Below are 14422 nucleotides of genomic sequence, written 5' to 3'. Positions count from 1 at the left end.
GGTGACGGCATGCCGTCGGTCAATTTCTCGTAGGCCAATCGCGGCGAAACCACGTCTAGATCTCGCCATTTCGTGTTTCTCTCTTTGAGAGAGAGGAGCACGACGGTGCGTACGGTTTTGGTGTGTGTGCGAACGCAGGTCGCGGCACAGACGGTGGCCGCTGCCGCGGCGAGGCTCGGAGTGGCACACGCGGTGCGGACCGCCGTCACGATGGTCGAGGCGCTGGCGCGGCTCAGTGAGCAGCCCGCTGACCTGGTGCTGGCGGACCCGACGCTGGCGCGGCCGGACAGTGCGGAGTTCTCCCGCCGCGTCCTGGCGGTGGCGCCCGGTGCGACGGTGGTCTTCTTCGGCACGGAGGAGCCGCGGGCGGCCGCTGCCGCGATCGCGGCCGGCGCCCGTGCGGTGATCCGTGTCGACACGGCGGACCCGGTGACCACGCTGGCGAAGGCGGTCCTGCTGGTGCTCAGCCAGGTCCGCACCAACGGTGAGCCGATGCTGCCCGTGAGGGTCGGCACACCTGTCCAGGCGGGGCCGAACGGCGTGCTGCCGACGAACGGCCGCGGGCTCAACGGAGCCGCCGCCAGGACGGCCGTGCCCGCGCGGATCGCCGGGGCCGGGGTGCCACAGCAACGCGGTGACGTGCCGGGCGAGCCGCCGCGCCGCCGCGTCGAGCTGACCGAGCGCGAGCTGCAGGTCCTGCGCGGCATGGCGGACGGGAAGAGCAACGCCGAGATCGGCCGTGAGTTGTTCGTCTCCGAGGACACTGTCAAGACGCACGCTCGCCGGCTGTTCCGGAAGCTGGGAGCGCGTGATCGGGCACACGCGGTCGCGGCGGCGTTCCGCGCCGGGCTGGTGAGCTAGCACTCCGGGGCATGCCGCGTCGGTACCCCGACCGCGACAACCCTAAACGAGGGCGAGATCAGCCGTCGTTGTCGTCCGTCGCACTCGCCAGTGCGTCGTGGACACCGTCAGCGTAACCCCGCGCGTACTCCCATGTGACGTAATGGTCGGGGTCGGGGTCGAAGGCGGGCTCGTGAACGCGCGGGCGACCGGACGTGAGCAGGTGCTTCAGGTTTCCCCGGAGCAGGTCCCAGTCGAAATAGTGCGGTTCGTGGCAGTCCTCACACTCGATGACGAGCCCGCGGACCCCGATCGCCGTGAGCAGCGCCTGGTAGATCTCGAGGTCCGCGAGATCCTCGAGAACGTCCTGGCGCTCAGCGGCGGTCAACGGGTCGTCGGCGCCGTTGTCGTCGAGATCGGCCGAGGGGTCGGCCGGATCTCCGGCGAACGGGTCGATGGGCTCTTCGTGCACGCCTCAACGGTAGCCCCAAACGCCCCCGGTGTGGGGCCGGGCACGGCTTCGCCATGGCGGAAGGGTGCACCGTCCCGGCGGAAGTACGATGAGACGCACCCGCCGGACGACCGAGAGCTGGGATGCGCTTCATGGAATTCTCGCCGCGACCTGACGTGCTGCCTCTGGGCCTGACCTTCGACGACGTCTTGCTGCTTCCGGGCGAATCGGACGTCGTGCCCAGTACTGTGGACACCTCGAGCCGGGTCACCCGCAATATCACCCTGCGGATACCGCTCGTGTCCAGCGCGATGGACACGGTGACGGAGGCGCGGATGGCGATCGCCATGGCCCGCCAGGGTGGCATCGGCGTCCTGCACCGCAACCTGTCGATCGACGACCAGGCACAGCAGGTCGACCTGGTGAAGCGGTCCGAGGCCGGCATGGTCACCAACCCGATCACCTGTGCCCCCGACGACACGCTCGCCGAGGTCGACGCGCTGTGCGGGCGGTATCGGATCTCCGGCGTCCCCGTCGTCGACCCCGACGGGATGCTGGTGGGCATCGTGACCAACCGCGACATGCGCTTCGTCTCCGACCCGAACACGCGTGTGCGCGACATCATGACCGTCGCGCCCCTGATCACCGCCCCGGTCGGGGTCAGCAAGGACGAGGCGCTCGCGCTGCTGCGCAAGCACAAGGTCGAGAAGTTGCCGATCGTCGACGGCTCGGGCAAGTTGCGCGGTCTCATCACCGTGAAGGACTTCTCGAAGAGTGAGAAGTTCCCGCACGCCACCAAGGACGAGGCCGGCCGGCTGCGCGTCGCCGCCGCCGTCGGCGTGGGTGAGGATGCCTACAAGCGCGCCCGAACGCTGATCGACGCCGGGCTCGACATCGTGATGGTCGACACCGCGCACGGGCACAACCGGCAGGTCGTCGACATGGTCACCCGCCTGAAGAAGGACACCGCGGTTGATGTCGTCGGCGGCAACGTGGCCACCTTCGTGGGCGCCAAGGCCCTCGCCGAGGCGGGCGCCGACGCGGTCAAGGTCGGCGTGGGCCCCGGCTCGATCTGCACCACCCGCGTCGTCGCCGGCGTCGGCGTGCCCCAGATCACCGCGATCATGGAGGCCACCCGTGCCTGCCGCCCGTTCGGCGTCCCGGTGATCGCGGACGGCGGTGTGCAGTATTCCGGCGACATCGCCAAGGGCATCGTGGCCGGCGCCGACACCGTCATGCTGGGCAGCCTGCTGGCCGGCTGCGAGGAGAGCCCCGGCGACCTGATTTTCATCAACGGCAAGCAGTACAAGTCGTACCGTGGGATGGGTTCGCTCGGCGCCATGCAGTCGCGCGGGCAGGCCCGGTCGTATTCCAAGGACCGTTACTTCCAGGACGACGTGCTCTCCGACGACAAGCTGGTGCCGGAAGGCATCGAGGGCCAGGTACCCTACCGGGGCCCGCTTTCGGCGGTCGCCCATCAGCTGGTCGGCGGTCTGCGCTCCGGCATGGGCTTCGTCGGCGCCGGCACGATCGCGGACATGCACGAACGGGGCCAGCTCATCCGGATCACCGCGGCGGGTCTCAAGGAGAGCCACCCGCACGACATCCAGATGACCGTCGAGGCACCCAACTACCACTCGCGGTAGGAACACCCAAGCGGCTAGGAGCCAACATGCGTGACGTGGTCGAGATCGGGCATGGCAAGAGCGCCCGGCGTGGCTACCACCTGGACGAGATCGCGATCGTCCCGACGCGTCGCACGCGCGACGTCGACGACGTGTCGACCAGCTGGCAGCTCGACGCGTACCCCTTCAAGATCCCCTGCGTCGCGCACCCGTCCGACGCCACGATGAGTCCCGCGACGGCCGTGGCCCTCGGCCAGCACGGCGGTCTCGGCGTGCTCAACGTCGAGGGACTCTGGACGCGCTACGCCGACCCGACCAAGATCCTGGAGGAACTCGCCGGCCTGGACGAGGACGCCCCGGCCACCGCGCGGCTCCAGGAGGTCTACGCGGAGCCGATCAAGCCCGAGCTCATCGGCGAGCGGGTCAAGGAGATCCGGGACGGCGGCGTCACCGTCGCCGTGCGCGTCTCACCGCAGCACACGCTGGCCCTGGCCCCGGTCATCCTCGACGCGGGCGTCGACATCCTGGTCATCCAGGGCACGCTGGTCTCCGCCGAGCACGTCTCGACGACGGACGAGCCGCTCAACCTCAAGGAGTTCATCGCCGACCTCGACCTGCCGGTCATCGTCGGTGGCTGCACCAACTACCAGACGGCGCTGCACCTCATGCGCACCGGCGCGGCCGGTGTCATCGTCGGCATCGGTGCCGACGAGTGGTCGACCACCGACCGCGTCCTCGGCATCCGCGTCCCGATGGCCACGGCGATCGCCGACGCCGCCGACGCCCGTCGCGACTACCTGGACGAGACCGGCGGCCGTTACGTGCACATCATCGCCGACGGCAACATCCAGACCTCGGGCGACATCGCCAAGGCCCTGGGCTGCGGCGCCGACGCGGTCATGGTCGGCGAGCCGCTGTCCCGCAGCGACTCGGCCCCGGCCGGCGGCGCCTGGTGGCACGCGGCCGCCAGCCACCCGAAGCTCCCGCGCGGCTCCTTCGGCGCGGCCGAGCCGTCGCTGGGCTCGCTGGAGAAGGTGCTCTACGGACCGTCGGAGGACCCGGACGGCGCGCTCAACCTGTTCGGCGGCCTCCGCCGGGCGATGGCCAAGTGCGGCTACCGCGACCTGAAGGAGTTCCAGAAGGTCGGCCTGATCCTCGACCGCTAGTTTGTCGTTCCGCCGGCCCGGGCCTCGTGACATGTTCACAGCCCGGGCCGCGGCGTTTCCACGCTGCCGAACCGGGGTCAGTTGAGGTCGGTCAGCACCGGCTTCTCCCACACCGAGACGTGTTGGGCACTCTCGTTCGTGAACGGCTCGCCCGTCCAGCCTGACCAGCGGTGCCGCAGCTGGAGGCCGGCCAGCTGCGCCATCAGGTCCAGTTCGGCGGGCCAGACGTAGCGGAACGGGATCGAGCGGTACCCGCCCCGGCCGTTCACCACCTCGACGTAGTTCGACGTCATCGTCTGGGTCGCGATGTCGTAGTGGTCGTACGCCCAGCGGGTCGGGCTGACGTGAAACGGCACGACGTCCTGGCCCGGAGGGAGCCGGCGCAGGTCGGGCACCATGACCTCGACGGCGAACCGGCCGCCCGGCTGGAGGTGCGCCGCGACGTTGCGGAAGCACGCCACCTGGGCTTCCTGCGTGGTCAGATTCATGATCGTGTTGAACACGATGTAGGCCAGCGAGAACCCGCCGTCCACCCGCGCCGTCGCGAAGTCGCCGATCGTCACGCCGATCGATTCGCCGCCCGGTTTGGCGCGTAGCCGGGACACCATCGCCCGGGAGAGGTCGATGCCGTGCACCTGGACGCCGCGGGCCGCCAGCGGCAGCGCGATCCGGCCTGTGCCGATGCCCAGCTCGAGCACCCGTCCGCCGCCGGCGAGGTTCACCAGCGTGTTGACGATCGGGTCCACGACCGCCGGATCGGACATGTCCGCCGACGACTCGTCGTACTGCGCCGCGACCCGTTCCCCGAAGTAACCATCCTCGTCGATCACGGCCCGGACCCTATCGTGGACGATCGTCCACAGGTGCGCCGGGCCGGGCACCAGCCCGGCCCGGCCAGCGGAAACTCAGCGGGGCAGGGCCTGCTGGAGTTCGGCGCGCAGGGCCGGTGTCAACATCTCGCCGGCCTGCTTGGCCAGGCGGGCCATCTCGTAGCCGACGACGCCGATGTCGGCGTCGCGGCCGGCCAGCACCGCCAGGATGGAGCCGTCGCGGATCGACATGACGAGGAAGTAGCCCTGGCCCATCTCGACGACGGTCTGCTTCACCTCGTCGCCGTCGAAGATGCGCGCGGCACCGCTGGTGACACTCACCAGGCCGGACGTGACCGCGGCCAGTTGGTCGGCACTGTCCCGCGGCAGGTGGTCGGAGACGGCCACGAGCAGGCCGTCCGACGAAACCACCACCGCATGCGCGATGCCGGGCACCCGCTCGGTGAACGCGTTGATCAACCAGCTCAGGTCCCGTGCTTGTTGGCTCAGGGTCACGCCGTGCTCCCTCGATGATCGTTGATCGGCACCGTGGGCACCTCGTCCTCGCTCGCGGCCCGGTGCACGCCGCTGTAGAACCGGGTGAGCATGTTGCTGACGCTCGCGGGGTCCGGCTCTGTGTGTTGGCTGACCGTAAGTGGCTGCGTGACGTCGGGGGCGGGAGCCAGCCCGGTGTTGTCTCCCGGCAACTGCGCCAGCGGTACCCGGATGGGCAGGCCGGCGCTGCTGGTGCCGGCGGTCACCGGCGTGCGCTGCGCCGGGATCACTGGGGTCGCCGCGGGTGCGTCACCGCCACCGCCGCGCGACCACCAGCGGGTGCCCTTGCTCGCCGGGGCAGCGTTGCCCCGCGTGGCGGCACCGATGATGTCCTCGGCGCGGTTCGGACCGCGCCGGGCGGCGGTGGTCGGACCGCCGTTCGCCGATCGTTGCCCGGGTGGCCCGGACGCCGGCGCGCCCGACACCGGCGCACCCGGACCCCGATCCGCCGTGTTCGGTGCCCCGGACACCGGGGCCGAAGCGACAGGAGCCGCGGAGACAGGCGCGGCGGACACGGGCGCGGCGGACACGGGCGCAGACGACACCGGCGCCGCCGAGACCGGTCGCGCGGATGCCGGCACACCCGAGACGGGCCGCGCCGACGCGGGGGCGCCGGAGACCGGCTGTGCGGATGCCGGCGAGCCGGACACCGACCGGTCCGGGGAGCCCTGCGCCGACGAGGCCACCGGCCATGTTGTCGTCGCCACGGGAACGCCGGGCAGCGGGGGCGCGGCCACAGCCGGTACACCCGACACCGGACGAGGCTCGTCGGTCTCGGCAGCCGCCGGAACGGGCCGCCCCGGCAGTGCCGGCAGGACCGCCGTCGGCGAATCCGCCGTGGACGGCACCGACGGCAGCGGCGGGCTCGCGATGCCCTCCGCCGCGATCGGCAGCCGGCCGGCCCCGGACAGCCGGTTGCCGGCGCCGCCGTAGAGGCCGACGTCCTCCGGCGGGGCCGCGAGCAGCTTCGCCGGCAGGGTCACGTATGCGGTGACTCCGTCGTCGGTGGCGGTGAGGTGCACGTGCACCCCGTGCCGGTCCGCGAGGTGGCCGACCACGACCAGACCCATCCGCTCCGACGCCGCGACGTCGATGGCGACCGGGGTGGAGACACGCTCGTTGGCGTCGACGAGGCCGGCCTCGGTCATGCCGATGCCCTTGTCCTCGATGACGATCGTCGCGTCCTTGCTGCCCTGAGCGGGCCAGCCGGAGACGGTGACGACCGTGTCCGGCGGGGAGAACGTGGTCGCGTTCTCCAGCAGCTCGGCGAGCAGGTGCACGATGTCGGCGACGGCGTGCCCGACGACGTAGACGTCGTTGGACACGTCGTGCCGGATCCGGGCGTACTGCTCGATCTCCGCCATCGCGGCGAGGGTGACCGCGGACAGGGAGACCGGCTGCGCCCACCGGCGCGTGGCCTCACTGCCGGCGAGGACGAGCAGGTTTTCGTCGTTGCGGCGCATGCGCGTCGCGAGGTGGTCGAGGCGGAACAGGTTGGCCAGCTGGTCGGGGTCCGTCTCCGCCGACTCCAGCTGGTCGAGCAGCTGGAGCTGGCGTTCGACCAGGGTCTGCGACCGGCGGGCCAGGTTGACGAACATCGAGTTGACGTTGCGCCGCATGACCGCCTGCTCGACGGCCAGGCTGACCGCGCTGCGGTGGACGGCGGTGAACGCGTCCGCCACCTCACCGATCTCGTCGGACGAGCGCACCCGTGTTGTCGTGTCGACCGTGACGGTCTCACCGCGGGGGAGCGTCCGTAGCCGTTGGATGGCCTCGGGCAGCCGGTGCTGGGCCACGTCGAGGGCCTGGGCACGCAGCTGCCGCAGTGAGCGGGCCATCGACCGGCCGATGAGCCAGGAGAGCAGCAGCGCGAGGAGCATGACGAGGACGATGGCGGAGGTCGCGAGGAATGCGGCGTTGCGCTGGTTGGTGCTTCGCTGCGCCGAGCCCTCGATGGCGTCCTCGAGCAGTTCCATCTCGACGGTGCGGATGTAGTCGAGCTCGCTGGTGCTCGCCAGCCACCACTCCTCGGGCGTCACGCCGACCGCGGCGCCCTGCGCGCGGGAGATGATCTGCTGCTGGAGGCGGGCGACGGTGGAGACCGCGGGCTGGCGGAGGTTGCGGTCGTAGAGGGCGAGGTGCCGCGGGCTGGCGGACGAGCGGAACTGCTCGACGGCGGCGACCTGGCGGGCCTGGATCTCCGAGAACGTCTCGAAGTCGTCAGGGGCGAACTTGCCGGCGCTGGCGGCGGCGAAGATCCGGCCGCGCAGCTGGTCCTTCAGCTCCTTGGCCTGGGCGAGGTCCAGCAGCGAGGAGACCTCGGTGACCGACTGCGAGTCGCCGCCGATGTCGGGACGGTCGGGGACCAGGTCGAACAGGTGCTGGATGGTGGTCGAGTACAGGTCGAAGACGGCTTCCTCACGCAACCAGCGCGACTTCACACCCTCCCGGACCAGGGCCAGGTCCTGGAAGTCGGCGGTGATGCGGTTCTGCGTCTGGCCGAAGATCGGGTTCTGTAACAGCGGACGGGCAGCCTTGGAGAACGCGGCGAGGGCCGCGTCGGTCTGCGCGTAGTCGGCAGCCAGCTCCTGATTGCTCGAAGTCGAGCCGCTCGGCGCGGCGGTGGTGGTCGCCTTGGCGAGAACTCCGGCCGTTCGGTCCCTTTCCAGCTGCAACTGGTGGATAAGATCGGTCAGTTGGCGACCGACCTTGACGCCCTGGGCGAACTGGTCCAGCTTCGATGCGTCCTGGACGGAGGCGTTGATCTGCACCCCGGCGATGACGAGGAAGGCGACAGCGGGCAGCACGAGCACCGCCGCGAGCTTCGTCGGCACGCGCCAGTCGCGCACCCGAAACAGCGATGCGCTGCGTCGCTGCGGTTCCCCAGGCCGCCGGCGACGGTGGCTGTTCACCTTCATCACGACGGCGGGAGCCCTCGTGGAAGGCGGCGAAGCGAAGGTCTGCACCCCTCACACCTTTCGCATGCGTCATCACGCCGCCGGAGCAGCGTGCGGCCCTTATCAAACCAGGGTTGAGACCGGTAACCAACCACGTCACTATGGCGCAGGTCACAATACTCGATGCTCGACGCCGGGGTTGCTACCTCTTGACCAGAGGGGAAGGATACGGCCGACCGACCACCCGCGCTCTGCAAGGAGTCCAACGCCGTGCTCACCCGGGGCCGCAGGCCCGCAGTGACTGCCCTAGTGCTGGCGTCGGCGTTGCTCATGACCGCCTGCACGGGTGACAAGAACCCGGCGCCCAAGGCGCCGTCGACGATCGCCATCGGGCTGCTGGTGCCGACGAGCGGTGCCAACGCCGCTCTGGGCCAGCAGGCCACGCTGGGTGCCAAGCTGGCGATCGAGCTGGTCAACCAGGACTTCAAGGACCTGCCGCTGCCCCTGCCGCTCGGTCCGGGCGCCGGCCTGCGCAACGGCACCAAGCTCACGCTCATCGCCGGCAACACCGAGAGCGCACCGGAGAAGGTCGAGCAGGAGGCGTCCCGGCTGGTCTCCGAGGGTGCGGTCGGGCTGGTGCTCGCCGACACCATCGACGTCGCCTCGCCCGCCGGCCGCGAGACCGACCTGATCGGCGTCTCCCTCGTCGACGCGCTGAGCACGTCGGACACGTTCGCGGAGCTCAACCGCACCGCACACTTCCGCATCCAGCCGAGTGACCAGCAGATGGTCTCCACCGCGCTCGGCCTGCTGTTCCGGGAGCGGGCCACCCCGACACAGTTCAAGCGGATCGTCACCGCGGCCGGGACGCCGACCGGCACGCTCGGCCAGCAGGTCAACCTCCTGAAGAACTCGATCGAGGACCTGAGCCTGGCCGCCGGCTACGAGGTGCCGAGCAAGGACAAGGTGCTGCCGCTCTCCGGGCCGAACGCGGGCCAGTCCGACGGCAAGGTCGTCAAGGGCGACGCGGTCCTCGCCGTCGTCACCAGCCCCGCCGAGGCGGCCGCCGCCAACGAGCTGGCCGCACGGCTCAAGGGCACCGCACCGGTCATCGCGCTCGGCCCGGCGGTCGGCACCTTCGACACGCTCAAGAACGGCAACGGTTCGCAGGTGCTGCGGGCCGTCGGCTGGTCCACCGAGTTCGCCGGCCGCAACCCGATCGCGCGGGTGGTCGCCGGCATGTACGAGCAGGCGTTCCACACCAAGCTGACCGACGTCGCCGCGGCGGCGTTCACCGCGACGATGGTGCTCGCGCTGGCGATGGACCAGGTCACCGACTTCACGCCGCAGTCGGTGCGCAGCGCGGTGCGGCAGATGTCGCTGCCGGCCACGCAGACGATCATGCCGTGGAACGGTGTCCGGTTCGACGGCAACGGCTACAACCAGCTCGCCGCCGGCATCGTCGAGCAGTACCTGCCCAACGGATACATGGTGATCCACCCGGTCGAGCTGGCCGCGACGCCGACCCTCACGCTGTAGGCGTCGCGCCGAGGTGGCGTCGCAGCTCCTCGGGACAGCGGACCAGCTCGTTGAGGTCGAGCAGCTCGCCGTCGGGTCCGATCAGCCGCCGGGCGAGCAGTGGGTGCTCGCGCCGCCAGCCCTTCCTCAGCAGCGTGTACTCCACCACGACGGCCAGCAGGGCCGCGCCCATCCAGGCGGGCGGCTTGGCGTCGTCCTCGGCGCCCTCCACTCCCTGCCGGGCCCGCTCCACGTCGAGGGGCCGGCGCAGCAGCGTGCCGGCGAGCTCGTCGCGGTTGTCCGGCGCCCGGCCGAGGACGGCGTGCACCGCCTCGACGTAGCCGCGGGCCCGCTGTTCCACCTCGACCAGGTACACGTCGACGGGCAGGTCGGCGAAGCGGGTCCAGGGCGCTTCCTCGGGGACTACCGTCTCCGCGAGGGCCTGCTCCTCATCCGCGGTCAGCTCGTCCAGCCCCGCCGCCTCGGGCGGCAGGGTCACCAGCGGTCCCGGGTCCAGCGCGCGCAGCTCCGCGGCCAGCCCCGGATGCCGGTCCGGCAGCGCGGCACGCACCCCGGCCGGGTCGTGCGCGGGGGCGCCCCAGCGCTCCAGCCGCAGCCGCCAGCCCGCGTGCAGGTCGGCGACGCGCACGGCGGAGCCACCGACGACGTGGGTGCCCTCGTCGGCGGCGAACGCGGTGAACACCTCGGCGATCGTGGTGGCCCGCAGCAGGGCGAGCGCGGCGTCCTCGACGGCGGACAACCCGCCGCCGGCCGCGGTGACCGCGGCCGCGTCGCGCACCTGCTCGGCCTCGGCGAGCAGGGACGCCGTGGCGGAGAGGAGCTTCGCGTGCCGGGCCGCTGCCTTGTCCGACCGTGGCTCGCGCTGCCGGGCGTTGAGCAGGCCGCGGACCAGGTCGGGCTGGCGGGACGCGGGCAGTGCCAGCTCGTGGGTCAGCACGACGCGCAGCTGATCGGCGGTGAGGCCCCAGATCAGCGGCACGCCGACGATCAGCTCGCCGTCGGCGTGGTGCACGACGGGGGCACCGTCGAGCCGCACCGAGACCGGCGGTGGCACGTCGGCGTATTTCGTCGCCTCGATCACCACCGAGTGCAGCGCGGGATGGCGGCTGGCCCCCACCGGGAGGAGCAGCCCCGAGCGGCGCGGCGCCGGGCTGTTTCCCAGCAGCCGACGACCACGCCAGACGGCCAGCCCGCCGGGAAGTCTCGCCATAATGCCTCAGTTTGCCGCAGAACGGCCGCGTGATGAAGCAGGCGCTTCGATGTCCGTGAGGTCTTCCCCACAAGTTACTCGTGAGTCACTATGGGGCCGTGCGATACGACGTGGTGGTCGTCGGCTCCGGTTTCGGCGGCAGCGTGGCCGCCCTGCGGCTGGCCGAGAAGGGGTACTCCGTCGCGGTGCTGGAGGCCGGCCGCCGCTTCGCCGACGACGAGTTCCCCAAGACGTCCTGGGACACCGGACGCTTCCTGTGGGCACCGGCGCTGGGCTGCTACGGCATCCAGCGGATCACCATGCTGCGCAGCGTCCTCGTGCTGGCCGGCGCCGGTGTGGGCGGTGGCTCGCTCGTTTATGCCAACACGCTGTACCGCCCGCTGCGGCCCTTCTACGACGACCCGCAATGGCGGGACATCACCGACTGGAAGGCCGAGCTCGAGCCGTTCTGCGACCAGGCGGAGCGGATGCTCGGCGTGACCACGTACCGCAGGACGACCCGCGCCGACGTGGCGATCCGCACTGTCGCCGAGCGGATGGGCGTGGGCGGGTCGTTCCGTCAGGCGCCGGTGGGCGTCTACTTCGGCCCCTCGGGCGTCGACCCGTACTTCGGCGGCGCCGGCCCGCCGCGCCAGAGCTGCGAGCACTGCGGCTCGTGCATGACCGGCTGCCGGATCGGCGCGAAGAACACCCTGGTCAAGAACTACCTGTACCTCGCCGAGCGGCTCGGCGTGACCGTGCACCCGCTGACCACGGTCACCGCGGTCCGGCCCGGCGGCGACGGCTACCGCGTCGAGACGCGCGGCACGGACCGGCGCCGCCGGCGGCAGACGTTCGAGGCCGGCCAGGTCGTCTTCGCCGCCGGCGCGCTGGGCACCCAGCGCCTGCTGCACCGGCTCAAGGCCGACGGCGTGCTGCCGAACCTCTCCCGCCGGCTGGGCACACTGACCCGGACCAACTCCGAGTCGGTCGTCGGCGCCCGGTCGCTGCGCAAGGACGCCGACTTCACCGACGGGGTCGCGATCACCAGTTCGTTCCACCCGGACGCGAACACGCACATCGAGCCGGTGCGCTACGGGCCCGGCTCCAACGCGATGGGCCTGCTCCAGACGGTGCTCACCGACGGCGGCCCGTGGCGGCCGCTGCGCTGGTTCGGCGCGTTCTTCCGGCACCCGGTCAAGCATCTGCGGGTGCTCTCGGTGCACCGCTGGTCGCACAAGACCGTCATCGCGCTGGTGATGCAGTCGCTGGACAACTCGCTGAACGTCCACTATCGCCGCTCGTGGACCGGCCGGCGCCGGCTCACCACGACGCAGGGGCACGGCGGGCCCAACCCGGCCTGGATTCCGGCCGGCAACCGGGCGGTGCGCCTGCTGGCCGAGGAGATCGGCGGGATGCCGGGCGGCAGCTGGTCCGAGGTGTTCAACATCCCGGTGACGGCGCACATCCTGGGCGGTGCGGCGATCGGTGCGTCGCCGGACGAGGGCGTCGTCGACCCGTACAATCGCGTCTTCGGCCACCCGGGCCTGCACGTCGTCGACGGGGCGGCGGTCTCGGCCAACCTGGGCGTCAACCCGTCGCTGACGATCACGGCCCAGGCCGAGCGGGCGATGTCGATGTGGCCGAAGCGCGGCGAGGCGGATCCCCGCCCGCCGCTGGGTGCGCCATATGTCCCGGTGCCACCGGTAGCGCCGGCGGCACCCGCCGTGCCGGACGGGGCGCCGGCCGCCCTGAGACGCAGGTCACCCGAGGACGCCGACTAGGCTTGGTGCCCATGACCACGCCGCCGCCGGTTCTCGTCGTCGACTTCGGCGCCCAATATGCCCAGTTGATCGCGCGCCGTGTGCGCGAGGCCCACGTCTACTCCGAGATCGTCCCGCACTCCATGCCGGTCGCGGAGATGCTCGCCAAGCGCCCCGCGGCGATCATCCTGTCCGGCGGCCCGTCGTCGGTCTACGAGGACGGCGCCCCGCAGGTCGACCCGGCGCTGTTCGGCGCCGGCGTGCCGGTCTTCGGCATCTGCTACGGCTTCCAGGCGATGGCCGTCGCGCTGCAGGGTGAGGTGAGCCACACCGGGCTGCGCGAGTTCGGCGGCACGCAGCTGAGCGTCACCGGCGAGGGCGGCGTCCTGCTGCGCGACCTGCCGGAGGAACAGTCGGTCTGGATGAGCCACGGCGACAGCGTGACCGCGGCCCCGGCCGGCTTCACGGTCACCGCCGGTTCCCCGGGCGCTCCCGTCGCCGCGTTCGAGGACCTCGACCGCCGCCTGGCCGGCGTGCAGTTCCACCCCGAGGTGGCGCACACCGTGCACGGGCAGCACATCCTCAAGCGGTTCCTCTACGACGTCGCCGGCATCGAGCCGACCTGGACGTCCAACAACATCATCGACGAGCAGGTCGAGGCGATCCGGGCCCGTGTCGGCAACAAGCGCGTGCTCTGCGCGCTCTCCGGCGGCGTCGACTCGGCGGTTGCCGCGGCCCTCGTCCACAAGGCCGTCGGTGACCAGCTCACCTGTGTGTTCGTCGACCACGGCCTGCTGCGCGCCGGCGAGGCCGAGCAGGTCGAGAAGGACTACGTGGCGGCGACCGGCATCACGCTGAAGGTGGTCGACGCGTCGCGGCGGTTCCTCGACGCGCTGGCCGGTGTGACCGACCCCGAGCAGAAGCGCAAGATCGTCGGCCGGGAGTTCATCCGGGTCTTCGAGCAGGCGGCGCGCGAGCTCGAGGCCGAGGACCACGTCGAGTTCCTGGTGCAGGGCACGCTCTACCCGGACGTCGTCGAGTCCGGCGGCGGCACGGGCACCGCCAACATCAAGTCGCACCACAACGTCGGCGGCCTCCCCGACGACCTGAAGTTCCAGCTCGTCGAGCCGCTGCGGACGCTCTTCAAGGACGAGGTGCGCCAGATCGGCGCGGCCCTCGGCCTGCCGGAAGAGATGGTCATGCGCCACCCGTTCCCGGGTCCTGGCCTGTCGATCCGCATCATCGGCGCCATCAACGAGGAGCGTCTCGCCATCCTGCGGGCGGCCGACCTGATCGCCCGCGAGGAGCTGACCGCCGCCGGCCTCGACCGCAGCGTCTGGCAGTTCCCGGTCGTGCTGCTCGCCGATGTGCGCAGCGTCGGCGTCCAGGGCGACGGCCGCACGTATGGTCACCCGATCGTGCTGCGCCCGGTCTCCAGCGACGACGCGATGACGGCCGACTGGTCCCGCCTGCCGCACGAGCTCATCGCGAAGATTTCGACCCGGATAACCAACGAGGTCCGGGAGATCAACCGCGTGGTCGTGGATGTTACGTCCAAGCCGCCGGGCACCATTGAATGGGAGTGAAT

Annotated in this window: 11 protein-coding genes; 6 read left to right on the top strand and 5 right to left on the bottom strand. The window is 71.2% G+C overall.

What is annotated here, in order from left to right; all coding sequences use genetic code 11:
- The first annotated feature begins 105 nt into the window (after positions 1 to 105).
- Positions 106 to 861 (top strand): helix-turn-helix domain-containing protein, encoded by a 756-nt coding sequence (locus Dfulv_RS44045; RefSeq protein WP_259859759.1) that lies wholly within the window; start codon positions 106 to 108, stop codon positions 859 to 861.
- Between the two features lie 58 nt (positions 862 to 919).
- On the opposite strand, the gene Dfulv_RS44040 is transcribed toward Dfulv_RS44045, so the two are convergent.
- On the bottom strand, positions 920 to 1312 hold the full coding sequence (locus tag Dfulv_RS44040; protein WP_259859758.1) for a DUF5319 domain-containing protein: 393 nt from the start codon (positions 1310 to 1312) through the stop codon (positions 920 to 922).
- Between the two features lie 122 nt (positions 1313 to 1434).
- Between Dfulv_RS44040 and guaB the strand changes: the two genes are divergently transcribed.
- A complete protein-coding gene (gene guaB / locus Dfulv_RS44035) occupies positions 1435 to 2937 on the top strand; it encodes an IMP dehydrogenase (protein ID WP_406567884.1) in 1503 nt (500 codons plus the stop codon).
- 26 nt (positions 2938 to 2963) lie between these two features.
- Positions 2964 to 4082, top strand: coding sequence for a GuaB3 family IMP dehydrogenase-related protein (locus Dfulv_RS44030; protein WP_259859756.1), 1119 nt, complete (start codon positions 2964 to 2966; stop codon positions 4080 to 4082).
- A 77-nt stretch (positions 4083 to 4159) separates the two neighbouring features.
- On the opposite strand, the gene Dfulv_RS44025 is transcribed toward Dfulv_RS44030, so the two are convergent.
- From Dfulv_RS44025 to Dfulv_RS44015, 3 genes are all read right to left on the bottom strand, one after another.
- The gene (locus Dfulv_RS44025) at positions 4160 to 4912 is read right to left on the bottom strand and encodes a class I SAM-dependent DNA methyltransferase (RefSeq protein WP_259859755.1); all 753 of its coding nucleotides are present in this window, start codon (positions 4910 to 4912) and stop codon (positions 4160 to 4162) included.
- A 75-nt stretch (positions 4913 to 4987) separates the two neighbouring features.
- A complete protein-coding gene (locus Dfulv_RS44020; RefSeq protein WP_259859754.1) occupies positions 4988 to 5407 on the bottom strand; it encodes a roadblock/LC7 domain-containing protein in 420 nt (139 codons plus the stop codon).
- A complete protein-coding gene (locus tag Dfulv_RS44015) occupies positions 5404 to 8295 on the bottom strand; it encodes a sensor histidine kinase (RefSeq protein ID WP_259859753.1) in 2892 nt (963 codons plus the stop codon). Before Dfulv_RS44015 ends, Dfulv_RS44020 begins: the two co-directional genes overlap by 4 nt.
- Positions 8296 to 8640: 345 nt before the next feature.
- On the opposite strand from Dfulv_RS44015, the gene Dfulv_RS44010 reads away from it, so the two are divergent.
- Positions 8641 to 9882 (top strand): ABC transporter substrate-binding protein, encoded by a 1242-nt coding sequence (locus tag Dfulv_RS44010; protein ID WP_259859752.1) that lies wholly within the window; start codon positions 8641 to 8643, stop codon positions 9880 to 9882.
- Here the strand turns inward: Dfulv_RS44010 and Dfulv_RS44005 are convergent.
- Positions 9872 to 11092: a M48 family metalloprotease gene (locus Dfulv_RS44005; RefSeq protein WP_259859751.1), complete on the bottom strand. Its 1221-nt coding sequence runs from the start codon at positions 11090 to 11092 to the stop codon at positions 9872 to 9874. The two genes, Dfulv_RS44010 and Dfulv_RS44005, sit on opposite strands and share 11 nt — an antisense overlap.
- 98 nt (positions 11093 to 11190) lie before the next feature.
- Here Dfulv_RS44005 and Dfulv_RS44000 point away from each other — a divergent pair, with 98 nt between their 5' ends.
- Both Dfulv_RS44000 and guaA read left to right on the top strand, forming a co-directional pair.
- The gene (locus Dfulv_RS44000) at positions 11191 to 12855 is read left to right on the top strand and encodes a GMC family oxidoreductase (protein WP_259859750.1); all 1665 of its coding nucleotides are present in this window, start codon (positions 11191 to 11193) and stop codon (positions 12853 to 12855) included.
- Between the two features lie 11 nt (positions 12856 to 12866).
- A complete protein-coding gene (gene guaA / locus Dfulv_RS43995) occupies positions 12867 to 14420 on the top strand; it encodes a glutamine-hydrolyzing GMP synthase (protein ID WP_259859749.1) in 1554 nt (517 codons plus the stop codon).
- Positions 14421 to 14422 lie beyond the last annotated feature (2 nt).

It is taken from the genome of Dactylosporangium fulvum (assembly GCF_025137375.1).
Taxonomy (GTDB): domain Bacteria; phylum Actinomycetota; class Actinomycetes; order Mycobacteriales; family Micromonosporaceae; genus Dactylosporangium; species Dactylosporangium fulvum.
The sequence above is the reverse complement of the archived record's forward strand: the minus strand, read 5'-3'. Positions and strand labels throughout refer to the sequence as shown.

Excerpts from the sequence above, each read along its gene's own strand:
- guaB (WP_406567884.1), top strand. The coding sequence starts at position 1,435 with ATGCGCTTCATGGAATTCTCGCCGCGACCTGACGTGCTGCCTCTGGGC.
- Dfulv_RS44030 (WP_259859756.1), top strand. The coding sequence starts at position 2,964 with ATGCGTGACGTGGTCGAGATCGGGCATGGCAAGAGCGCCCGGCGTGGC.
- Dfulv_RS44005 (WP_259859751.1), bottom strand. The coding sequence starts at position 11,092 with ATGGCGAGACTTCCCGGCGGGCTGGCCGTCTGGCGTGGTCGTCGGCTG.
- guaA (WP_259859749.1), top strand. The coding sequence starts at position 12,867 with ATGACCACGCCGCCGCCGGTTCTCGTCGTCGACTTCGGCGCCCAATAT.